This is a genomic window from Mycolicibacterium fluoranthenivorans (assembly GCF_011758805.1).
Classification (GTDB): Bacteria; Actinomycetota; Actinomycetes; order Mycobacteriales; family Mycobacteriaceae; genus Mycobacterium; species Mycobacterium fluoranthenivorans.
In genome coordinates, this window is the sequence record NZ_JAANOW010000005.1 from 114,095 (window position 1) to 136,766 (window position 22,672).

At 67.4% G+C, this 22,672-nt stretch carries 22 protein-coding genes and 1 tRNA gene; 11 read left to right on the plus strand and 12 right to left on the minus strand.

Annotation, left to right across the window (positions count from 1 at the left end; translation table 11 throughout):
- Positions 1–69: 69 nt before the first annotated feature.
- The 5 genes from FHU31_RS29435 to FHU31_RS29455 form a co-directional block, all read right to left on the minus strand.
- A tRNA-Ala gene (locus tag FHU31_RS29435) sits at positions 70–145 on the minus strand.
- 62 nt (positions 146–207) lie between these two features.
- A complete protein-coding gene (gene sepX / locus FHU31_RS29440) occupies positions 208–1,281 on the minus strand; it encodes a divisome protein SepX/GlpR (RefSeq protein ID WP_167164691.1) in 1,074 nt (357 codons plus the stop codon).
- A gap of 208 nt (positions 1,282–1,489) precedes the next feature.
- Positions 1,490–2,143: a GNAT family N-acetyltransferase gene (locus FHU31_RS29445; RefSeq protein WP_167164693.1), complete on the minus strand. Its 654-nt coding sequence runs from the start codon at positions 2,141–2,143 to the stop codon at positions 1,490–1,492.
- A 71-nt stretch (positions 2,144–2,214) separates the two neighbouring features.
- Positions 2,215–3,468: a molybdotransferase-like divisome protein Glp gene (gene glp, locus FHU31_RS29450; protein WP_090362265.1), complete on the minus strand. Its 1,254-nt coding sequence runs from the start codon at positions 3,466–3,468 to the stop codon at positions 2,215–2,217.
- 39 nt (positions 3,469–3,507) lie between these two features.
- A complete protein-coding gene (locus tag FHU31_RS29455) occupies positions 3,508–4,419 on the minus strand; it encodes a UTP--glucose-1-phosphate uridylyltransferase (RefSeq protein ID WP_167164695.1) in 912 nt (303 codons plus the stop codon).
- A gap of 53 nt (positions 4,420–4,472) precedes the next feature.
- Between FHU31_RS29455 and FHU31_RS29460 the strand changes: the two genes are divergently transcribed.
- From FHU31_RS29460 to mscL, 4 genes are all read left to right on the plus strand, one after another.
- Positions 4,473–5,063 carry a 5-formyltetrahydrofolate cyclo-ligase gene (locus tag FHU31_RS29460; protein ID WP_167164697.1) on the plus strand — a complete coding sequence of 197 codons (591 nt, stop codon included), beginning with the start codon at positions 4,473–4,475 and terminating at the stop codon, positions 5,061–5,063.
- A 73-nt stretch (positions 5,064–5,136) separates the two neighbouring features.
- A complete protein-coding gene (locus FHU31_RS29465; protein ID WP_167164699.1) occupies positions 5,137–5,487 on the plus strand; it encodes an FmdB family zinc ribbon protein in 351 nt (116 codons plus the stop codon).
- Positions 5,488–5,549: 62 nt separating this feature from the next.
- On the plus strand, positions 5,550–6,209 hold the full coding sequence (locus tag FHU31_RS29470) for an SAF domain-containing protein (protein WP_167164701.1): 660 nt from the start codon (positions 5,550–5,552) through the stop codon (positions 6,207–6,209).
- 72 nt (positions 6,210–6,281) lie between these two features.
- Complete coding sequence (mscL, locus tag FHU31_RS29475) at positions 6,282–6,674, plus strand: large-conductance mechanosensitive channel protein MscL (RefSeq protein WP_167164703.1); 393 nt, start codon at positions 6,282–6,284, stop codon at positions 6,672–6,674.
- 57 nt (positions 6,675–6,731) lie between these two features.
- Here mscL and FHU31_RS29480 read toward each other — a convergent pair whose 3' ends face one another.
- The 7 genes from FHU31_RS29480 to rpmF form a co-directional block, all read right to left on the minus strand.
- A complete protein-coding gene (locus tag FHU31_RS29480; protein WP_167164705.1) occupies positions 6,732–7,355 on the minus strand; it encodes a porin MspA in 624 nt (207 codons plus the stop codon).
- Positions 7,356–7,452: 97 nt separating this feature from the next.
- Positions 7,453–8,076 (minus strand): porin MspA, encoded by a 624-nt coding sequence (locus tag FHU31_RS29485; protein WP_167164705.1) that lies wholly within the window; start codon positions 8,074–8,076, stop codon positions 7,453–7,455.
- Between the two features lie 668 nt (positions 8,077–8,744).
- A complete protein-coding gene (locus tag FHU31_RS29490; protein ID WP_208411586.1) occupies positions 8,745–9,239 on the minus strand; it encodes a MogA/MoaB family molybdenum cofactor biosynthesis protein in 495 nt (164 codons plus the stop codon).
- Positions 9,240–9,307: 68 nt separating this feature from the next.
- On the minus strand, positions 9,308–10,648 hold the full coding sequence (locus tag FHU31_RS29495; protein WP_167164709.1) for a S1C family serine protease: 1,341 nt from the start codon (positions 10,646–10,648) through the stop codon (positions 9,308–9,310).
- Positions 10,649–10,821: 173 nt separating this feature from the next.
- Positions 10,822–12,315 carry a HAMP domain-containing sensor histidine kinase gene (locus FHU31_RS29500; RefSeq protein ID WP_167164711.1) on the minus strand — a complete coding sequence of 498 codons (1,494 nt, stop codon included), beginning with the start codon at positions 12,313–12,315 and terminating at the stop codon, positions 10,822–10,824.
- Between the two features lie 11 nt (positions 12,316–12,326).
- A complete protein-coding gene (locus FHU31_RS29505) occupies positions 12,327–13,013 on the minus strand; it encodes a response regulator transcription factor (RefSeq protein ID WP_090354937.1) in 687 nt (228 codons plus the stop codon).
- A gap of 68 nt (positions 13,014–13,081) precedes the next feature.
- On the minus strand, positions 13,082–13,255 hold the full coding sequence (rpmF, locus tag FHU31_RS29510; RefSeq protein ID WP_024453127.1) for a 50S ribosomal protein L32: 174 nt from the start codon (positions 13,253–13,255) through the stop codon (positions 13,082–13,084).
- 315 nt (positions 13,256–13,570) lie between these two features.
- On the opposite strand from rpmF, the gene FHU31_RS29515 reads away from it, so the two are divergent.
- From FHU31_RS29515 to FHU31_RS29545, 7 genes are all read left to right on the plus strand, one after another.
- Positions 13,571–15,283, plus strand: coding sequence for an acyclic terpene utilization AtuA family protein (locus FHU31_RS29515; RefSeq protein WP_263988162.1), 1,713 nt, complete (start codon positions 13,571–13,573; stop codon positions 15,281–15,283).
- On the plus strand, positions 15,280–16,431 hold the full coding sequence (locus FHU31_RS29520) for an acyl-CoA dehydrogenase family protein (RefSeq protein ID WP_263988161.1): 1,152 nt from the start codon (positions 15,280–15,282) through the stop codon (positions 16,429–16,431). The genes FHU31_RS29515 and FHU31_RS29520 overlap by 4 nt, the downstream gene beginning before the upstream one ends.
- A complete protein-coding gene (locus FHU31_RS29525; protein WP_167164717.1) occupies positions 16,428–18,023 on the plus strand; it encodes an acyl-CoA carboxylase subunit beta in 1,596 nt (531 codons plus the stop codon). The genes FHU31_RS29520 and FHU31_RS29525 overlap by 4 nt, the downstream gene beginning before the upstream one ends.
- 37 nt (positions 18,024–18,060) lie before the next feature.
- A complete protein-coding gene (locus tag FHU31_RS29530) occupies positions 18,061–20,028 on the plus strand; it encodes an ATP-binding protein (RefSeq protein WP_167164719.1) in 1,968 nt (655 codons plus the stop codon).
- Positions 20,025–21,182, plus strand: coding sequence for an acyl-CoA dehydrogenase family protein (locus tag FHU31_RS29535; protein WP_167164721.1), 1,158 nt, complete (start codon positions 20,025–20,027; stop codon positions 21,180–21,182). Before FHU31_RS29530 ends, FHU31_RS29535 begins: the two co-directional genes overlap by 4 nt.
- Positions 21,182–21,952: an enoyl-CoA hydratase family protein gene (locus tag FHU31_RS29540; protein ID WP_167164723.1), complete on the plus strand. Its 771-nt coding sequence runs from the start codon at positions 21,182–21,184 to the stop codon at positions 21,950–21,952. The genes FHU31_RS29535 and FHU31_RS29540 overlap by 1 nt, the downstream gene beginning before the upstream one ends.
- Before the next feature lie 126 nt (positions 21,953–22,078).
- A complete protein-coding gene (locus tag FHU31_RS29545; RefSeq protein ID WP_167164725.1) occupies positions 22,079–22,672 on the plus strand; it encodes a DUF1707 SHOCT-like domain-containing protein in 594 nt (197 codons plus the stop codon).

The window sequence follows — 22,672 nt, forward strand, 5'->3', positions numbered from 1 at the left end:
GCAGTCTAAAGGACGTTCTGTTGATTTACGGTGTTGCTTGTTTACATCAGTGCTGCGACCTGCATATTATGGTGGAGCTAAGGGGAATCGAACCCCTGACCTTCTCGATGCGAACGAGACGCGCTACCAACTGCGCTATAGCCCCTTGTGCCGGTAGCACGTTACCAGGAACACCGGCGACGGCTGAAACCGGCCGCTAGCGAGCGATCATTGCCCCGCCGCGCGGGGCAGATCCCAGCTCCGGGCGGCTCTGGTGTACTCCAGATGCTCGAAGATCGGGTCCTCGTCGTCGATCTCCAGGACCGCCGCACCGGGACGGCGCAGCCGGGCCGGCACCACGTCGTACTCCTGGTCGGTGGTGTTCTCCACACCCAACCGCGACCGCATCATCCGGTGTGCACGCCGGCGGCGCAGCTGCTCCTCGATGCGGGTCTGGCGGCGCAGGTAGGCCAGATACAGCACGGTCACCGCGCCGACCGCTCCGCACAGCCACCACGCACTCGGGCCGAGCAGGAACGGGAGCAATGCGGTCCCCACCAGGAGCACCGCCATGACCGACAGCACGCGCTTGCGGAAGGTGTACTTGCGGGCGCTGACCGCCTGGGCGGTCTTCGACTCGAAGCGGTTGCGCCGCGCCGCCGACAGGGAGTCGGCCCCGGTCTCGGCCTCGGCTTCCAGTCCCGACGTGTCGTCGATGTACTCGTAGTCGTCGTCGGCACCGTCGGACAGATCGTCGGCCGGTTCGTCCTCGACCTCATCCTCGGCGGCCTCCGTGCCCTCAGCTGCCTCGGCGACGGGTTCGTCCGCAGGCTCGGCGACGGAGTCACCGAAATCCAAGGGCAATTCCTCGGTTTGGGGCTCGTCTTTGCCGAACGACTCGTTGCCGAACGACTTCCCGATCGGCAGGGCGCCGGAGTCCTCTTCGACGATGTCCACGTCCAGATAGTCCGACTCGGAAACCTCCGGCGCTGCCGCGGCCAGCACCACCGCGCGGCGTACGGGCTGCTCGGCGCGGTCGCCTTCCAGGTCGTCCGCGCCGTCCAGGTCGCCGACGTACTCGTCCTCGGCCGGTTGCCATTCGGGGTCACTGTGGTGCCCGCCGGCGGGGCGCCCGCGCCGCCGCAGGCGCGCGTTACGGCCCGTGTTGAGCACCCGCGTCGCCAAGGCGACATCGCTGGTGCGGCGGACGGTGTCGCGTTTACTCACCAGCATCGGCACCAGAACAAAGAGCCAGAGCACGACGAGGGAGATCCACAACAGAGATTGGGGGATGCTTGGCATGACGCCTTTCCTTTCCCCTTCAGGCTAGGTCTGTGACCAGCGCATCCGTCCGCGGCGCGCCGACACAATTACACACCTGTAATTCGCTGGATACAAGCACCATCAGTCACACGCGTCACATTTGCCACACGGCGCGTCACCGAGGTCGACGAAATGTCGGATTTCACTCGCACTTCTCCGCCTGTTTGATCATCTGGGCGGAAATTGGCTAGGTCCAACTGGCCCGGCCGTTGCGGACCAGCTGGGCGGCCACCGAACCCTGCACCTCTTCGACGGTGATCGCCACCAGCAGATGGTCCCGCCACGCCCCGTCCACATCGAGATAGCGCCGCAGCAGGCCCTCCTCACGGAAACCGGCCCTGGCCAGTACCGCGCGGCTGGGCGCGTTCTCCGGTCGCACCGTCGCCTCCACCCGATGCAGCATCACCGGGCCGAAGGCGTGATCCAGCCCCAGCGCCAGCGCCGCCGTCGCCACCCCGGCGCCGGTGAACTCCTTGGCCACCCAGTACCCGATCCACGCCGAGCGCAGCGCGCCGTGCGTCACATTGCCGATGGTGATCTGCCCGGCGAACTGCCCGTCGAGTTCGATGACATAGGGCAGCATGCGACCTTTACGGGCCTCCCCACGCAGTCCCGAACACACCGCCGGCCACGACGAAAGGGCATGGCGCACTTCCCAGCTCACCTCGGCACTGGGCTCCCATGGCTCCAGGTGGGCACGGTCGGACAGGCGCAGGCGGCTCCACTGAGCGCCGTCGCGCAGCCGGATCGGGCGCAGGCTCACCAGGCCGGCCCGCACCCGGATGGGCCCTACGGGTATCGGCCATCCAGGATGGACAGCACTCGTACGCCAGCGGCTCACGTGGTTGCCTCGCAGGCTCGGCTCCCACGTGCCATCAGTCGATTCGCTCCGCAAGCTTCGCTCACTCGACGTCAGCCGCGCTGTGCGAGGAATGCAACGTCGACGACCTCGCCGGTGCGGATCTGCTCGGCTTCGCTCGGCACGATCACCAGACAGTTCGCCTCGGCCAGGGTGGCCAACAGGTGTGAGGACGCGCCGGGCGTGCCACCGAGGGCCTGCACCAGATACTCACCGGTGTCCTGATCCCGCATCAACTGCCCGCGCAGGTAACCCTTGCGCCCGGCCACCGAACTGATCGGCGCCAAGGTCCTGGCCTGGATCACCCGGCGCATCGGCTGCCGCTTGCCCAGCGACATCCGGATCAGCGGACGCACCATCACCTCGAAGACCACCAGGGCGCTCACCGGATTGGCCGGCAGCAGGAACACCGGAACACCGTCGCGCCCGAGTTGTCCGAAGCCCTGCACCGAACCGGGGTGCATGGCCACCCGCACCACTTCCATCTCCCCCAGCCCGGAGAGCACCGAGCGGACCGATTCCGCGGCCGCCCCGCCCACCGCTCCGGCGATGACCACCACCTCGGACCTGCTGATCTGCCCCTCGACGACCTCGCGCAGCTCCCCCGGGTCGGCGCTGACGATCCCGACCCGATTGACCTCGGCACCGGCATCGCGCCCGGCCGCGGCCAAGGCATAGGAGTTGACGTCGTAGACCTGCCCGTTGCCCGGCGTCCGCGACACGTCGACCAGTTCGCCGCCCACCGAGAGCACCGACATCCGGGGGCGCGGATGCACCAGCACCCGGTCCCGGCCGACCGCCGCCAGCAGACCCACCTGAGCCGCCCCGATGATCGTGCCCGCGCGCACCGCCACATCGCCCGGCTGGACATCGTCGCCGGTCCGGCGCACATAGGCACCCGAGCGCACCCCGCGCAGCACCCGCACCCGCGACTGACCGCCGTCGGTCCAGCGCAGCGGTAACACCGCATCGGCCAGGGTGGGCATCGGCGCACCGGTCTGCACCCGGGCGGCTTGGCGCGGCTGCAACCTGCTCGGAGTCCGCGCACCGGCATCCACGTGACCGACCACCGGCAGGCTCACCTCGCGGCTCACGCCGTCGTCGTCGGTACCGCCGACCGCGACCACGTCGACGCTACGGACGGCGTACCCGTCGATGGCAGCCTGATCGAAGCCCGGCAGGGGCCGCTCGGTGACCACCTCTTCGGCACACATCAGGCCCTGTGATTCGGCGATCGCCACCCGTACCGGCCGGGGCGCCACCGCAGCAGCCCCTACTCGAGCTTGCTGCTCCTCAACCGAACGCACGGCACGCCTTTCTCCTGTCCAGGACCGGCCGCGCAGTCGCTATTTCTCGACCAGGTCCAATCGCTCGACCAACCAGCGCCGCAGCTCCGGTCCGTAGTCGTCGCGTTCCAACGCAAAGTCAACCGCAGCCTTGAGGTACCCGCCGGGATTTCCCAAGTCGTGTCGGGACCCGCGGTGCACCACCACATGCACCGGATGCCCCTCCTCGATCAACAACGCGATCGCATCGGTGAGCTGGATCTCGCCACCGACACCGCGGTCGACCCGCCGCAGCGCGTCGAAGATGGCCCGGTCCAGAACATAGCGTCCGGCGGCGGCGAACAGCGACGGCGCATCTTCCTTCTTCGGTTTCTCCACCATGCCCTTGACCCGCAGCACGTTCGGATTGGCCGCGTCGGGCACCACCTCGACGTCGAAGACACCGTAGGCGCTGATCTCGTCCTCGGGTACCTCGATGGCACACAGCACCGAGCCACCTCGCTTGGCCCGCACCTTCGACATCGTCTCCAGTACCCCGGTCGGCAGCACCAGATCATCGGGCAGCAGCACCGCGATGGCGTCCTCGTCGGGCAGCAACTTGTGCTCGACGCAGCCGACCGCGTGGCCCAGCCCGAGCGGTTCGGCCTGCACCACCGACTCGACCTTGATCAAGGCCGGTGCACGACGGACCTTTTCCAGCATCACGTGCTTGCCGCGGGCTTCCAGCGTGCCCTCCAGGACCAGGTCCTCGACGAAATGCGCGACGACACCGTCCTTGCCTTCGGAGGTGATGATCACCAGTCGTTCGGCTCCGGCCTCGGCGGCTTCAGCGGCCACGAGCTCGATCCCCGGGGTGTCCACCACCGGCAGCAATTCTTTGGGAACCGTCTTGGTGGCCGGGAGGAAGCGCGTCCCCAGACCAGCGGCGGGTACGACGGCCGTCCGCGGAATCTTGACCTGTGCCTGTGTCATCGTTGACACACTAATGCCCGCGCGATCGAAGGCGAAGGGATAGCGGCGCAATCGTGGCAATCCTGACAAAACCCGTGCTCCGGATGCGAATTCTGGCGGCTCGCCGCACAGTAACCTCGCAGCAGAAGCGGGCCGAGTCGGCCGCTCTGCAAACTCATCTGACCGCCCACCTGTCGTCGCGAGCCCGGCCCGGCGACACGGTGTGCGGCTACGTACCCGTAGGGGCGGAACCGGGTTCGGTGGCGATGCTCGACGCGCTCACCCACGCCGGAGTGCGGGTGCTGCTGCCGGTCGCCCGCAACGGAGAGCCGATGCAGTGGGGCGAGTACGTGCCCGGCCGACTGGTCGCGGCGCCGTTCGGGTTGCGCGAACCGGCGCCGCCGTGGCGGGAACCCGAGGCGATCAGCACCGCGACGGTGGTGTTGGTGCCCGCGCTGGCGGTCGACCGGCGCGGGGCGCGACTCGGCCGCGGCGCGGGTTTCTACGATCGAGCGCTGCCACTGGCCGATCCGCACGCTCAGCTGATCGCGGTGGTGCGCGATGACGAACTGGTCGACGAGGTGCCCGTCGAACCCCATGACGTGCCGATGACGCACGCCCTCACCCCGGAGCGGGGCGTCGTGGCGCTGCCGAGCCGGGAATGACCTGACCCACATAGCGGTTCTAGCACTTGGACCGCTAGAGTGCTAGAAAGTTTTGACTGTCTCGGAGGTTTTCGTGCCTACCTATTCCTATGCGTGTACCGAATGCGACAACCGCTTCGATGCCGTACAGGCGTTCAGCGACGATGCGTTGACCACCTGTCCCCAGTGCTCCGGCCGCCTGCGCAAGCTGTTCGGCAAGGTGGGAGTGGTGTTCAAGGGCAGCGGTTTCTACCGCAACGACAGCCGCGATGCTTCGAAGTCGTCCAGCGGCAGCACGACGTCGTCGGCCAAGAGCGACAGCTCGTCGACCTCGTCCTCGTCGGATTCGTCGAGCACGTCCTCGTCGGGGTCCGGCACCTCGTCATCGACATCGTCGAGCTCCAGTTCGGGCAGCTCAGCACCGGCTGCGGCCGCGTCCAGCTAGTTATCCACAGGCCCGCCGACCGCGGGCTGTGCACGCCCTCATCGGCGGCCTAGCGTGGCCGTGTGGGGGAATCACTGAATCCTGCGCTGTGGACACGCGTACGCCAGGCCCTGCGCCCCGAGTGGACCCAGACCGTCACTGCCCGTCGTATCGCGGCGGGTTTGCTCGTGGTCCTCGCGGCCATCGCGGCGCTGCGTCCCGACCCGGACACCGCGCGACGTCCGGTTCTCGTCGCGGCGCGCGATCTGGCGCCCGGCACCGCTCTCACCCCCTCCGACGTCCGGGTCGAGACCCGCTCGGTGACAGCCGTCCCCGACGGCGCACAGAGCGATGTCGCGGCCGTCCTGGACGCCACGCTGGCCGGCCCGGCGCGCCGGGGTGAGGTGCTCACCGATGTGCGGCTGCTCGGCTCGCGTCTGGCCGAGGCCACGGCTGGGCCGGACGCCCGCATCGTCTCGCTGCACCTGGCCGATGATGCGCTGGTCGATCTGATCCGGCCCGGTGATGTGGTCGACGTGCTGGCCGGTGACAGCACCTCGGCCGGGACCGAGGGCCGCCCCGAAGTGATCGCCACCGACGCCGTGGTGACCCTGGTGTCACCGCGCGCGACGGGTCCGTCGGCCGATGCCGACCGGGTCGTGCTGGTGACGTTGCCCCGGACAGCGGCCCACCAGGTGGCCGGGACGGCACTGACCAGGCAGATCACGGTCACCTTCCACTGACGTCGTGATCGCCTGTGCTCGGTAAAGTTTGCGTGGCCGATTACCTCATCGAACTGCTGGAAGGGTCCCCGCATGCTCAAAGGTTTCAAAGAGTTCCTGCTCCGCGGCAACATCATCGATCTGTCGGTGGCTGTCGTCATCGGCACCGCCTTCACTGCGCTGGTCACGAAGTTCACCGAGAGCATCATCACTCCGCTGATCAGCCGTATCGGCGCGGGTGATTCCGATTACGGCATCCTGCGCGTCAACATCGGCGGCGGGCAGACCATCGACTTCAACCTGCTGTTGTCGGCGATGATCAACTTCGTCCTCGTCGCGGGTGTCGTCTACTTCCTGATCGTGCTGCCCTACAGCAAGTTCCGTAAGGAGAAGGAAGAGGTCGCCGACGCCGAGGTGGTCCTGCTCACCGAGATCCGCGACCTGTTGGCCGGCCACCCAGAAGGCAATCCGCTCGACAAGGCGTAGAGACGAAATCAGCCCCCGGTGATGACCGGGGGCTGATTTCGTTGGTTCGGCGAATTGCTAGTTCATGTTCCAGGGCTCGCCGTAGGTGGTGACCGAGTCACCCTCCTTGGCGATCAGCCGAGCGAACGGACGCAGCAGCACACCACCGGCAGCACCGGTCACCGTGCCATGCGCATTCGACACCGCCACCGCACCATTGGCGCCCGAAACATCGGTGGAGAAGGTCGCCACTTCCTGGATACCCGGGCCGTTACCCAGATCCGCGCTGATCGACGCACCCGGGAACAGGTTCGGCGTGATCACCTGCAGCGGGTTCGACGGCGTCGCATCGTCGAGCAGGATGTTCGGCGTGGTGTAGCTGAAGTTGATACCCACACCGAGCGACCACGGGAAGCCGATCTGGTAACCCAGCTCCAACGTGCCCTCGAAGTCATCCGCGCCCGGGCCCGAGACGATGTACTTGGCCTTACCCGAGTGGAACCACTCACGGGTCAGCCGGTTGCGGTCCAACGGGAACACACCATTGAGGAACGTGTCCCACTGCTGGATGGTGAGGGTCCGGTCCTTGCCGTCCACGAGACTCAACTCGTTGTCCAGACCCGCGTGAGAAGTGCCCGTACCCACGAACAGCGCGGCAAAAGCCGCCACCATCGCGAGCAGCACCCGACTGAATGCCTTCATGTTCTCCCTTACCTGTGTGTGGTGGCCTAAATACGCAGGTGGTGCCGTCCGGAGCCGAAGCCCAGACGGCACCCCCGCGCCGTTTATCGCCGAAACGTCAGTTCATGTTCCAGGGCTCGCCGTAGGTGGTGACCGAGTCACCCTCCTTGGCGATCAGCCGAGCGAACGGACGCAGCAGCACACCACCGGCAGCACCGGTCACCGTGCCATGCGCATTCGACACCGCCACCGCACCATTGGCGCCCGAAACATCGGTGGAGAAGGTCGCCACTTCCTGGATACCCGGGCCGTTACCCAGATCCGCGCTGATCGACGCACCCGGGAACAGGTTCGGCGTGATCACCTGCAGCGGGTTCGACGGCGTCGCATCGTCGAGCAGGATGTTCGGCGTGGTGTAGCTGAAGTTGATACCCACACCGAGCGACCACGGGAAGCCGATCTGGTAACCCAGCTCCAACGTGCCCTCGAAGTCATCCGCGCCCGGGCCCGAGACGATGTACTTGGCCTTACCCGAGTGGAACCACTCACGGGTCAGCCGGTTGCGGTCCAACGGGAACACACCATTGAGGAACGTGTCCCACTGCTGGATGGTGAGGGTCCGGTCCTTGCCGTCCACGAGACTCAACTCGTTGTCCAGACCCGCGTGAGAAGTGCCCGTACCCACGAACAGCGCGGCAAAAGCCGCCACCATCGCGAGCAGCACCCGACTGAATGCCTTCATGTTCTCCCTAGCTGTGCCGACGGTGTTCTGGCGTGGAACACCGTATCTGTCGATGTGTGGCCCGGCCCTCACGCAACCTCACACCTTGCAAGACCTCCATGTGAACCAAATTAGAAAGCCCACATGTTGCTCTTACTCTTTGCTCATCGTTGACACGAGGAACATAACGGGGAGGCATCCACCCGGCAACGCGTACATGGCGACATCCGGCACCCCCCTACACCGCGACGGGAGTTTGCTGGGTCATGCAGATGCAGCAACGATCGGGCGCACCAGTGGCAGCGCACCACAACGGGTTCGTATTTGCCTCACGCGTCAAGGCGCACAGAGATTTGCGCCGAAATCAAAGAGATTTCAGCCGATCAGAACGAAAACACAGCTCAGCCGTGGTGCGGCGGCACGTTGTCGCGCAGCCACCGATCGCGATCAGATGCCTCCGCCGGCAAATTGTCACCGCGCTCATCGCTCGTCGTGCTCGGCAGCTCGTCGCCGAAGATGGCGTTAACTACATCTCGCGAAGGCTTCGGGGGACCGCTCACATCATTCTCCAGGTGTGACTAAGATCACAATCGCAGGCCCGGTGCTGTTCACACGCATGTAACGCAACGGGCCTGCGATTTCTTCCTTCACGTGCGCGAACGAGCATATTTCGGATCTGACAAACGCTGCTAAATGTCCAGGCTCGAGAGCTGGCCGATGATCTGGCCCGCGAGGGGGCCCAGGGTGGCCATTCCGTCGCGCACTGCAGCCCGCGAACCCGCGATGTTCACCACGAGGGTGCTGCCCGAGATACCGGCCAGACCCCGCGAGACACCGGCGTCGATGATGCCGGCGGACAGTCCCGACGCCCGCAGCGCCTCCGAGATGCCGAGCAGCTCGCGGTCCAGGATGTCGACGGTGGCCTCTGGGGTCACATCGCGCGGACTCACACCCGTGCCACCGACAGAGATGACCAGATCCACCCCACCGATCACCGCCGTGTTGAGCGCGTTGCGGATCTCCACCTCATCGGCGGACACCACCACGACGCCATCGACCAGGAATCCGGCCTCTCCGAGCAGCTCGGTGACCAACGGCCCGCTGTGATCTTCTTCCCCATGTGCAGTCCGGTCGTCGACCACGACGACGAGTGCACGCCCTACCATCGACCCAGGTTGTTCCATGAGTGCCACCGTATATCCGGCCACAGACAACGGAGCAGCCGACAGCCGCGCGTCGCCACGTGTGCGGGTCACTGCGCGGCCTTGCCCAGGGTGACGTCCACCGTGGCCGGCTTCCCGGACTGATCCAGGTAGGTCAGGGTGATCTTGGTGCCGGGTGCTTTGGATCGCACCGCCGCCACCAACGCGTCCGCGCTGCCGATCACCCGGTCATCGACCTTGGTCACCACCACACCGCTGGGCAGGCCCGCCGACGCGGCCGCGCCGCCCGCGGTCACCTCGACGATCTTGGCACCGTCGACACCCGCGTCATTACCGACCTGCACGCCCAGCGAGGCGTGTGTGGCGGTCCCGTTCTGGACCAGCTCGTCGGCGATCCGCTTCGCCTGGTCCACCGGGATCGCGAAGCCGAGCCCGATCGAACCGCTCTGGGACTGGCCCGAATCGCCACCGAGGGTGGCGATGGCCGAGTTCACGCCCACCAGCTCACCGTTCATGTTGACCAGCGCGCCGCCGGAGTTACCGGGATTGATCGCGGCATCGGTCTGGATGGCGTCGAGCACGGTGTTCTGGTTCTTGGCATCGCCGCCGGCGGCCACCGGCCGGTTCAACGCACTGACGATGCCGGTGGTGACGGTGCCCTCCAGTCCGAGTGGCGAGCCGATCGCCACCACGTCCTGGCCCACCCGCAGATTCTCCGAGGAGCCCACCGTGATCGGGGTGAGGCCGGACACGCCCTGTGCGCGCACGACCGCGATATCGCTGCTGGGATCGGTCCCGACGACGCTGTACGTCGCGGTCCGGCCGTCGGCGAAGGTCACCTTGGTCTGTGCGGCACCACCGGCGGACGGCGCCCCGGGTGCGGAGGGGCCCCCTGGACCCGCGCCGGCCACCACATGGTTGTTGGTGAGGATCAGCCCGTCGGTGCTCAAGATGATGCCTGAGCCCTCCTCGGACGCCCGGCCCATATCGGTCTCCAGCTTGACGACGCTGGGCACCACCTTGGCGGCGACCTGCTCGACGGAGCCCACCGGCAGGTTGGCGGCCGGGACACCCGGGGTGGCGCCACCGAAAGAGGTGGTGGCCGTGGTCCGGTCCGGCTGGGCCAAGACGGCCACCCCGCCGCCGACTCCGGCCGACACCACCGCGACGGCGATCGCTCCGGCGACCAAAGCACCTGTGCGCGAACGCTTTTCCGGACGACGTCCGGGCACCGGACCCGGCCCTCCGGCGGGTCGATACGGGTCGTACTGAGGCTGCGGCGGGTGCTGTTGACGGGGTTGCTGCGCGTATCGCCAGTCGTACGACTGCTGGTAGCCGGTTTGCGGAACACCGTGCGGCGGGGAGTACCCGGCCCCCGGTTCATACCCGCCGGGGCGCTGCGGGGGCGTGTACCTGGGGTGGTTCGTCATGTGGCTCCGCGTTCTTTCTGTCGAGATCCTGTTACCTGGTCAACGCATCCGTCACGTACACAGTGCCCACTTGGGCTGAGAATCCACTTAGAGAACGTCCAGGACAACACGAAGAGATCCCCCTCGCGTCTCAGATCACACCCCGATGCGCCGCAGTACCCTCAGGCCGAGCGTCAATTATTCTCCGCGCCGGCCACCGCACCGTCCACTGAATTGACGGCGCGTGTCGCGGCGGGCATGTCGACAGTGCTTTCGGGGATCGCCCGCCGACCCGGCAGCAGTACCCGGATCGAGGTGCCCGGCGGGTCGCCACCCGGCACGGTGTCCTCGACCCGAAGAGTCCCACCGTGTTTGAGCACCACCTGTTTGACGATCGCCAGGCCGAGACCGGAGCCGGGCATGGCCCGGGCCGACGTCGACCGGTAGAACCGTTCGAAGACCAGGTCACGCTCCTCGGGCGGAATGCCCGGCCCGCGATCGGCCACCACCAGTTCCGCGTGCACGGCGTCGCGCTGCTGGAGCCGTACCGACACCCGGCCGCCGGGCGGACTCCATTTCGCTGCGTTGTCCAGCAAATTGAGCACTGCCCTGGACAGCCCCGCGGCATCGCCGTAGACCTGCCACGAGATGACGTCGGCGTCGAACTCGATATCGCCGCGGCGGCGGCGCACCCGCTCCAACGAGCGTTCCACCACCTCGGAGATGTCCACCGCCTCGTGGATGACGACACCGGCGTCGTCCCGGCTGAGGTCCACCAAATCGCCCACCAGGGTGGACAATTCGCCGATCTGAGCGACCACGTCGGCTTGCAGGCCGGCCATCTCGTCGTCGGGTAGCCGGGGCGCCCCCGGCGCCATGGAGGCGATCAGCAGCTCGACGTTGGTACGCAGCGAAGTCAGCGGCGTGCGCAGTTCGTGTCCGGCATCGGTGACGAGTCTGGCCTGGCGTTCCCTGGATTCGGCCAGGGCGCGCAGCATCATGTTGAAAGCCTCGGTGAGCCGGGCGAGTTCGTCGGTGCCCACCACCGGGATCGGCCGCAGGTCGTCGGTGCGAGCCACCCGTTCGGCGGCCTGGGTCAGCCTGCCCACCGGACGCAGGCCGGCGCGGGCCACCATCCCGCCGGCGATGGCGGCCACCGCCATCCCCGCGCCGCCCACGATGGCCAGCACTGTGCCCAGCCGTTTGAGCAGTGCCAGCGTCGGCGCGAGACTCTTGGAGATCAGCAGCGAGTTACCGTCGGCGAGATGGACGGCCAGCACCCGCTGGTTGTTGACGGTGCGCAGCGACATGAGCAGCTCGCCCTGCACCACCGCCTTCTCGGGCGCGCCCAGTGGCAGCGTCTGGCCCTGCTGATTGGCCGTGTAGATATAGCGGCCGGGGCTGACCAGCATGGCGTTCACATCCGAATAGGCGGTGCCCTCGATGGCCTTACCCGGATCCGCGGCCAGCGACCCGCTCTCGATGAGCAGCTGGGCCCGGCTGTGCAGCTGATTGTCGATATCGGCGAACACCGAACGCGACACCACCACGTAGACGGCGACGGCCATCAGGACCACGACCATGGCCACCATCGACATCGCCAGCAGCATCACCCGCCAGCGCAGCGAGACCGAACTGACATTGCGAACCGTGCTGTAACGACGATGAGGCGCTTTCACGGCGTTCATCCGACCGGGCATCAGGGTGGCGTTTCACGCAGCACATAACCCACCCCGCGCACGGTGTGGATCAGCCGCGGTTCTCCTTCGGCCTCGGTCTTGCGCCGTAGGTATCCGACATACACCTCGAGAGCATTGCCCGATGTCGGGAAATCGAATCCCCACACCTCTTCGAGAATGCGGCTGCGGGTGAGCACCCGGCGCGGATTGGCGATCAGCATCTCCAGCAAGGAGAACTCGGTGCGGGTGAGGCTGATGGACCGCTCACCGCGGGTGACCTCGCGGGTGACGGGATCCAGGCTCAGATCCGAGAAGGTCAGTGCGCGGGATTCGCTGCTGTCGTCGGGCACCCGGCGCCGGAGCAGCGCCCGCATCCGGGCCAGCAGCTCCTCGAGCGCGAACGGCTTGGGCAGGTAGTCATCGGCGCCCGCATCGAGGCCGGCCACCCGTTCGGATACCGAATCACGGGCGGTCAGCACCAGGATCGGCAGATCGTCACCGGTGCTCCGAAGATGCCGGCAGACCTCCAGGCCATCGAGCCTCGGCATCATGACATCCAGGACCAGGGCGTCCGGACGGTCACTGGAAATCAGATCCAGTGCCTCGACACCATCCTGGGCCAACTCGACCGAGTACCCGTTGAAAGAGAGCGACCGGCGCAGTGATTCGCGCACCGCGCGATCGTCGTCAACGACAAGAATGCGCACTGCCACAGTGTCACCCGCGCGTCTGAGAGCGACCTGAGAGGCGCGCCGGAGACGTGTCTGTCGGACGCTTACTTGCGGTCGAGGTCAACGAGGCCGAGACGGGCAGCCTTGAGCAGGCGACGCGGCACCTTGTGCTGCTGACCGGCGACATTGACGTTGACCAGGCCGGTGGCCTCGGTCTTCCACTGCGCGCGGCGGCTACGGGTGTTCGAGCGCGACATCCGGCGCTTGGGCACAGCCATGATCGAGATCTCCTCTTGAGGGGGCACCGACGCGCAGAGCACAGCGGCGGCAATTGGCATCCAGGATAGCCCGGGCCGCCGGTTGCCTCCAAACCGCTGGACGGTCGGCGGTCACCGGACGCCGTTTCCTCGCGCAATCGGCCCACCACGCGACACCTCGTCGCCGAGACTGAACCCAGGGCGACGCCGGCTTCCGGATCGATGCCTCGCTTCAGGCTCGGGTCCACCCGACCCCTTGACTCGAGACCGGCGGTACCCATTAACCTACCGGTTGGTTGGTCGCGGTCAGATCGCGTCCAGTTCGAGGGAGAATGCGTGACGCCTGCAGCTGGTGCGGTCCGGATCGGCAACTGTTCGGGCTTCTACGGCGATCGCCTCGCGGCGATGCGGGAGATGCTCAGCGGCGGTGAGCTGGATTTTCTGACCGGCGACTATCTCGCCGAACTCACCATGCTCATCCTGGCGCGCGACCGCGCGAAGAACCCCGGGCTGGGCTACGCCAAGACCTTCCTGCGTCAGCTCGAAGACTGCCTGGGCATCGCGCTCGACCGGGGCGTGAAGATCGTGGCCAACGCGGGCGGCCTGAACCCCGCGGCTCTGGCCACCGCGGTGCGCGAACTCGCCGACCGCCTGGGCCTGACCGTCAACGTCGCCCATGTGGAAGGTGACGACCTCGTCGGGCGCGCCGAGGAACTGGGGTTCGGGAATGTGCTCGCCGCCAACGCCTACCTCGGCGCGTGGGGCATCGTCGACTGCCTGAACGCCGGCGCCGACATCGTGGTGACCGGCCGCGTCACCGACGCCTCGGTGATCGTCGGGCCGGCCGCAGCACATCACGGCTGGAGCAGGACCGACTACGACGCGCTGGCCGGTGCCGTCGCCGCGGGCCACATCATCGAATGCGGCACGCAGGCCACCGGCGGCAACTTCTCCTTCTTCACGGAGATCCCGGCGACCGACGGGGTGTTCCGGCCCGGCTTCCCGCTGGCCGAGATCGCCGCCGACGGATCCTCGATCATCACCAAACACGCCGGGACCGGCGGCCTGGTCAGCCCGGATACCGTCACCGCGCAACTGCTCTACGAGATCACCGGTGCGCGGTACGCCAACCCGGACGTGACGCTGCGGATGGATTCGATATCGCTGTCCCCCGACGGGCCGGACCGGGTACGGGTGGACGGCGTGCGCGGCGAGGCACCGCCACCGACGCTGAAGGTGTCGCTCAACAGCATCGGCGGGTTCCGCAACGCGACGTCGTTCGTGCTCACCGGCCTGGACATCGAGGCCAAGGCCGAATTGCTGCAGCGCCAGCTGGAGAGCAGTCTCACGAAGCGACCGGCCGAACTGGAATGGACCCTGGCCCGTACCGACCATCCCGATGCCGACACCGAAGAAGCCGCCAGCGCCCTGCTGCACTGCGCGGTCCGCGACCCCGATCCCGCCACGGTGGGCCGCCAGTTCTCTTCGGCCGCAGTCGAACTCGCACTGGCCAGCTACCCCGGCTTCACCTCGACCGCACCCCCCGGGGAAGGTCAGGTGTACGGCGTGTTCACCCCTGGCTACGTCGACGCCGGGCTGGTGCCACATATCGCGGTGCACGCCGACGGCAACCGGGTCGATATCCCCGCCGCCACCGAGACGCTGGTACTTGCCCCCGCCGACGAACCTCCCTCGCCGCCACCACCTGCCGATGGGCCGACGGTGCGGGCCCCGCTGGGCCGCGTCGCGGGTGCCCGCAGCGGCGACAAGGGCGGATCGGCGAACGTCGGCGTGTGGGTGCGCACCGACCCGCAGTGGCAGTGGCTGGCGCACACCCTGACGGTGGACAAGCTGCGCGAATTGCTGCCGGAGACTGCCGAACTGGAGGTCACCCGGTACGTGCTGCCCAATCTGCGCGCACTCAACTTCGTCATCGACGGCATCCTGGGCAAGGGTGTCGCCTATCAAGCCCGGTTCGACCCGCAGGCCAAGGGCCTCGGCGAATGGTTGCGATCCCGCTGTCTCGACATCCCGGAAAGGCTGCTGTGACCGACATCTGGCACACCCCAGAACGCGACGAGCTCCGAAAGACGGTGCGCACCTTCGCCGAACGCGAAATCCTGCCCAACGCCTCGGCGTGGGAACGCGACGGTGAGCTGCCGCGCGATCTGCACCTCAAGGCCGGCGCCGCGGGACTGCTCGGCGCCGGCATGCCCGAATCGGTGGGTGGTGGGGGTGGCGACGGCGCCGACGCCGTCGTCATCTGCGAGGAGATGCACCAGGCCGGCGCCCCCGGCGGCGTGTTCGCCTCCCTGTTCACCTGCGGGATCGCGGTGCCGCACATGATCGCCTCGGGCGACCAGCGGCTGATCGACACCTACGTGCGACCCACCTTGCAGGGCAACCTGATCGGCTCGCTGGCCATCACCGAGCCCGGCGGTGGCTCCGATGTCGGGCACCTCACCACCAAAGCTGTCCGCGACGGCGACCATTACGTCGTCAACGGCGCCAAGACCTACATCACCTCGGGCGTGCGAGCCGACTACGTGGTGACCGCCGTGCGCACCGGCGGCCCGGGCGCGGCCGGGGTGTCCCTGATCGTGGTCGACAAGGGCACACCGGGATTCGAGGTCAGCCGCAAGCTGGACAAGATGGGCTGGCGCTCCAGCGATACCGCCGAGCTGTCCTACACCGATGTGCGGGTCCCCATCACCAATCTGGTGGGCGTGGAGAACACCGGCTTCCTGCAGATCGCGGGCGCATTCGTGTCCGAACGGGTCGGTCTTGCCGCCCAAGCCTATTCGAGTGCGCAGCGGTGCCTCGACCTCACCGTCGACTGGTGCCGCAACCGCGAGACGTTCGGTAGGCCACTCATCACCCGCCAGGCCGTGCAGAACACGCTGGCCGAGATGGCGCGCCGGATCGATGTGGCCCGGGTGTACACGCGCCGGCTGGTGGAGCGGCAACTGAACGGGGATGACAACCTGATCACCGAGGTGTGCTTCGCCAAGAACACCGCCGTGGAGGCCGGCGAGTGGGTGGCCAACCAGGCCGTCCAGTTGTTCGGCGGCATGGGCTATATGGCCGAGTCCGAGGTGGAGCGGCAATACCGCGATATGCGGATCCTCGGCATCGGCGGGGGTACCACGGAGATCCTCACCGCACTGGCCGCCAAGACGTTGGGGTATCAGGCATGACCACACTGAAATCCACCCTGGACCCGCGCTCGCCCGCGTACGCCGAGGCGGCCGAGGCGATGACGGCCAAGCTCGCCGAGCTCGACACCGAGCACGCCAAGGCGCTCGCCGGCGGCGGGGAGAAATACGTCGACCGCCATCATGCCCGGGGCAAGCTGACCGCGCGGGAACGGGTCGAACTGTTGGTGGATCCGGATTCGCCGTTCCTGGAACTGAGCCCGCTCGCGGCGTGGGGCAGCGATTTCGCCGTCGGCGCCAGCGTGGTGACCGGGATCGGCGCGGTAGAAGGCGTCGAATGCCTGATCGTCGCCAACGACCCGACGGTCAAGGGCGGCACCACCAATCCGTGGACGTTGAAAAAGATGCTGCGGGCCAACCAGATCGCGCTGGAGAACCGGCTCCCACTGATTTCCCTGGTCGAATCCGGCGGGGCCGACCTGCCCACCCAGAAGGAGATCTTCATCCCCGGCGGCCGGGGTTTCCGGGATCTGACCAGGTTGTCCGCCGCCGGCATTCCCACCATCGCGCTGGTCTTCGGCAACTCCACCGCCGGCGGCGCCTACATCCCCGGCATGTCCGACCACGTCGTGATGATCAAGGAACGCTCCAAGGTGTTCCTGGCCGGTCCGCCGCTGGTGAAGATGGCCACCGGCGAGGAGTCCGACGACGAATCCCTCGGCGGCGCCGAGATGCACGCCCGCACTTCCGGTCTGGGTGATTACCTGGCCATCGACGAACTCGACGCCATCCGGATCGGGCGGCGCATCGTGGCGCGGCTGAACTGGCGCAAACAAGGCCCCGCACCCGCCCCGGTGGTCGAACCACGCTTCGACGCGGAGGAGCTGATCGGCCTGGTCGGCGCCGACCTGCGCATCCCGTTCGATCCGCGCGATGTGATCGCCCGGATCGTGGACGACTCCGATTTCGACGAGTTCAAACCGCTGTACGGTTCCTCGCTGGTGACGGGGTGGGCCCGGCTGTACGGCTACCCGGTCGGCATCCTGGCCAATGCGCGGGGCGTGCTGTTCAGCGAGGAATCCCAGAAGGCCACCCAGTTCATCCAGCTCGCCAACCGCGCCGACACCCCGTTGCTGTTCCTGCACAACACCACCGGCTACATGGTGGGCAAGCAGTACGAAGAGGGCGGCATGATCAAACACGGTTCGATGATGATCAACGCGGTCTCCAACTCGACCGTGCCGCACATCTCGTTGCTGATCGGAGCGTCCTACGGCGCGGGCCATTACGGCATGTGCGGGCGGGCCTATGATCCGCGGTTCCTGTTCGCCTGGCCCAGCGCTAAATCCGCGGTGATGGGCGGTACCCAGCTGGCCGGTGTGCTCTCCATCGTCAGCCGGGCCGCCGCCGAGGCCCGCGGACAGACGGTCGACGAGGACGCCGATGCGGCTCTGCGGGCCGCGGTGGAGGCACAGATCGAGGCCGAATCACTGCCGGCCTTCCTGTCCGGCCGGCTCTACGACGACGGCGTGATCGATCCCCGCGACACCCGCACCGTGTTGGGAATGTGCCTGTCCGCCATCGCCAGTGGCCCGATCGAGGGGACGTCGAACTTCGGCGTCTTCAGGATGTAGTGATGAGCGCTTGCGCGAAGAACAGAAAGCACGGCACATGATCACCAAAGTTCTCGTTGCCAACCGCGGTGAGATCGCGCGCCGTGTCTTCACCACCTGCCGTCGGCTCGGTATCGGCACCGTCGCGGTGTACACCGACCCCGACGCCGGCTCAGCGCATGTGGCCGAAGCCGACACCCGGGTACGTCTGGACGGCCGCAACGGCTACCTGGACAGCGCCCAGTTGATCGCCGCAGCGCAGGTATCCGGTGCCGACGCGATCCACCCCGGCTACGGATTCCTCTCGGAGAACCCCGACTTCGCGGACGCCGTCGAGCAGGCCGGGCTGATCTGGATCGGCCCGCCGGTGCCCGCGGTACAGGCCATGGGTTCCAAGATCGAGGCCAAGAAGCTGATGTCCGCCGCCGGCGTGCCGGTGCTGACCGAATTGCACCCGGACACCGTCACCGCCGACCAGCTCCCGGTGCTGATCAAGGCCTCCGCCGGTGGCGGTGGCCGCGGGATGCGGGTGGTGCGCGAGTTGTCGGCGTTGCCCGCCGAGGTGGCCGCGGCCCAGCGGGAGGCGCAATCGGCGTTCGGCGACCCGACGGTGTTCTGCGAGCGCTACCTGGCCGCCGGGCACCACATCGAGGTGCAGGTGATGGCCGACGCGCACGGCACCGTGTGGGCGGTCGGGGAACGCGAATGCTCCATCCAGCGCCGCCATCAGAAGGTCATCGAGGAGGCACCGTCACCGCTGGTGGAACGCACGCCCGGGATGCGCGACAAGCTCTACGAAGCGGCCCGGTTGGCCGCCGGCGCGATCGGATACACCGGCGCCGGCACCGTCGAGTTCATGGCCGACCACCGGGGCGACTTCTTCTTCCTGGAGATGAACACCCGCCTGCAGGTCGAGCATCCGGTGACCGAGGAGACCACCGGCCTGGACCTGGTCGAACTGCAGATCGACGTCGCCGACGGGCGCCGCCTCGACCCGGATCCCCCTGCCGCCCATGGCCATTCGATCGAGGCCCGGCTGTACGCCGAGGATCCGGCCGAGAATTGGCAGCCACAGGCCGGCCCGGTGTACCGGTTCGGCGTCCCCGCCGCCCGCACGCAGTTCAGCCCGCTGGGCGGGCGCAGCGGGGTGCGGGTGGACTCCGGCATCGTCGACGGCTCGGTGGTCTCGGTGTTCTACGACCCGATGCTGGCCAAGGTCATCTCGTACGCACCGACCCGCGACCGCGCCGCAGCAATCCTGGCCGACGCCCTGGCCCGCACCCAGCTGCACGGCATCAGGACCAACCGCGATCTGCTGGTCAATGTGCTGCGGCACCGGGCATTCCGCGACGGCGATACCGATACCGCGTTCTTCGACACCTACGGCCTTTCCGAGTTGGCGACGGCGCCCGCCACGGCGACCGTCCCGTCCACGGTGGCTGCCGCACTGGCCGAGGCCGCATATAACCGCTCCACGGCAACGGTTTTCGCGCCGTCGCCGAGCGGCTGGCGCAATCTCGCGTCGGGCTACCAGACCCGCGGGTATCGGGATACCGGTGGCACCGAGCACGTGGTTCGCTACCGGTTCACCCGGACCGGGGCCGAGCTTCCCGACCACGCCGGGCTGTCCGTCGTCACCGCGACACCGGACCGGGTGGTGCTGGCCGTCGACGGGGTGGAGCTGCCGTTCGACGTGGCCCGCTACGGAGACGAGGTCTTCGTCGATTCCCCGCTGGGCGCCGCGCGACTGACGGTGCTGCCGCGGTTCCCGGACCCGGACGCCGCGGTCGCGCACGGCTCACTGCTGGCCCCCATGCCCGGGTCGGTGGTGCGCGTCGGCGCCGCCGTCGGCGACACCGTCACGGCGGGCCAACCCCTGATCTGGCTGGAGGCCATGAAGATGGAACACACCATCGCCAGCCCGCATGCCGGCGTGCTCGCCGAACTCCACGTCGCGACCGGCCAGCAGGTCGACGTCGGCGCCGTACTTGCCCGTGTAGACACCCCCGAAGGAGAACAACCGTGAACTTCATCGAAACCGAGGAACAGCGGGCGCTGCGCGACGCCGTCAAGGCGATGGCCGCCAACTACGGCCAGGACTACTACCTGGAAAAGGCCCGGGCGGGCCAGCACACCACCGAATTGTGGAGTGAAGCAGGAAAACTCGGCTTCATCGGGGTGAACCTCCCCGAGGAGTACGGCGGCGGCGGCGCGGGCATGTACGAGCTGAGCCTGGTCATGGAGGAGATGTCGGCGGCCGGGTCGGCACTGCTGATGATGGTGGTCTCCCCCGCCATCAACGGCACCATCATCTCCAAGTTCGGCACCGAGGAACAGAAGAAACGCTGGATCCCGGGCATCGCCGACGGCTCGATCACCATGGCCTTCGCGATCACCGAACCCGACGCCGGGTCCAACAGCCACCGCATCACCACCACGGCGCGCCGCGACGGCAGCGACTGGATCCTGTCGGGACAGAAGGTCTACATCTCAGGTGTCGACCAGGCGCAGGCCGTGCTGGTGGTGGGACGCACCGAAGACCACAAGACCGGCAACCTCAAGCCGGCCCTGTTCGTGGTGCCGACCGACACCCCCGGGCTGCACTGGACCAAGATCGAGATGGAGATCGTCAGCCCTGAGTTCCAGTTCCAGGTGTTCCTCGACGACGTCCGGTTGCCCGCCGATGCGCTGGTCGGCTCCGAGGACGCGGCCATTGCCCAGCTGTTCGCCGGGCTCAATCCCGAACGCATCATGGGTGCGGCCAGCGCGATCGGCATGGGACGCTTCGCCATCAACAAGGCCACCGAGTACGTCAAGACCCGCCAGGTCTGGAAGACGCCCATCGGTGCGCATCAGGGCATTTCACATCCCTTGGCGCAGAACCACATCGAGATCGAACTCGCCAAGCTGATGATGCAGAAGGCCGCCTCGCTGTATGACAGCGGTGACGATTTCGGGGCCGCCGAGGCGGCGAACATGGCCAAGTACGCCGCGGGTGAGGCGTCGGTGCGGGCGGTCGACCAAGCCGTGCAATCCCTCGGCGGCAACGGGTTGACCAAGGAGTACGGCATCGCGTCGGTACTGACCGCCTCGCGGCTGGCCCGCATCGCCCCGGTCAGCCGGGAGATGATCCTGAACTTCGTCGCCCAGACGTCGCTCGGCCTGCCGCGGTCGTACTGATGTCCGGCACACTCGTCCGCTACGACGTCGACGACGCCGTCGCGAGGCTCACGCTGGATTCACCGCACAACCACAACGCCCTGTCCACCGCACTGGTGAGCCAGCTGCGGGATGGGCTGGCACAAGCGGCCGCCGCACCCGGGATACGCGCCGTCGTGCTCGGGCACACCGGTAAGACATTCTGTGCGGGCGCCGACCTGAGTGAGGCCACCGGCCGGGACCCGGGTGACCTCGCCGTGGATCGGGCCCGCGAGATGGCGGTGGTGCTCCGCTCGATCCTGGAGTTGCCGATCCCGGTCGTTGCGGCGGTCGACGGGCATGTCCGCGCCGGCGGTATGGGCTTGATCGGTGCGTGCGATATCGCGGTGGCGGGGCCGGCCAGCACGTTCGCCCTGACCGAAGCCCGGATCGGGGTGGCGCCATCGATCATCTCGTTGACCCTGTTGCCGAAGTTGACCGCTCGCGCGGCGGGCCGCTACTTCGTCACGGGTGAGAAGTTCGGTTCCGCCGAGGCCGCCGCCATCGGGCTCATCAGCATCGCCGCCGACGATGTCAGTGCCGCCGTGGCAGCCCTCACCGATGAGATCGCCAAGGGTTCGCCGCAGGGGCTGGCAGCCTCAAAAGCCCTGACCACGGCCAGCATCCTGGCCGATTTCGACACGCACGCCGACGGCCTGGCGGTGCAGTCGGCACGGCTCTTCGTCTCCGACGAGGCACGCGAAGGCATGCTCGCCTTTCTGCAGAAGCGCACCCCGAACTGGCCGAAATAAACCAGGCCAGGGCGATACAGCAAACATCGCTGAGCCGGACAATATTTGGCTGACGGTATTGCATGTACCGCCATTGGCCGTAGGCTCATCTCTGATGAGCGCCTGCGCGAAGAACAGATGGCCCCGATGAGCACTTCAGCGCCGCGGAGCGGATCGATGCGGGCTGCCGACACCGACCGGATCCAGGTTGCGCAGTTGCTCACCGATGCCGCCGCGCAGGGCCGCCTGTCGCTGGAGGAGTACGAGACCCGGCTGGCGAAGGCGTATGCCGCGCAGACATGTGCCGAACTGGACCGCCTCAGCGCCGACCTCCCCGGGGGCAGCGCGACCGGCAAGGGTATCTGTCGTCCGGCGCCGTCGACGCTGTTGCTGGCCATCATGAGCGGCTACGAACGCCGCGGTCGCTGGAACGTGCCCAAGAAGCTGACCACCTTCGCCCTGTTCGGCGGCGGCGTGGTCGACCTGCGCTACGCCGACTTCACCACCGCCGATGTGGAGATCCGCAGTTACTCGATCTTCGGTGGGCAGACCATCCTGGTGCCACCGGAGGTCAATGTCGACATCGCCGGCGTCGGCGTGATGGGCAGCTTCGACCACAACATCGCGGGCAGCGGGACACCCGGCGGTCCCCGGGTGCGAGTCCGTGGTTTCTCGCTGTGGGGCTCCGTCGGTGTGAAACGCAAGAAGCGGCGCAGCCCGAGTTCCGAATCTGACGGCTGA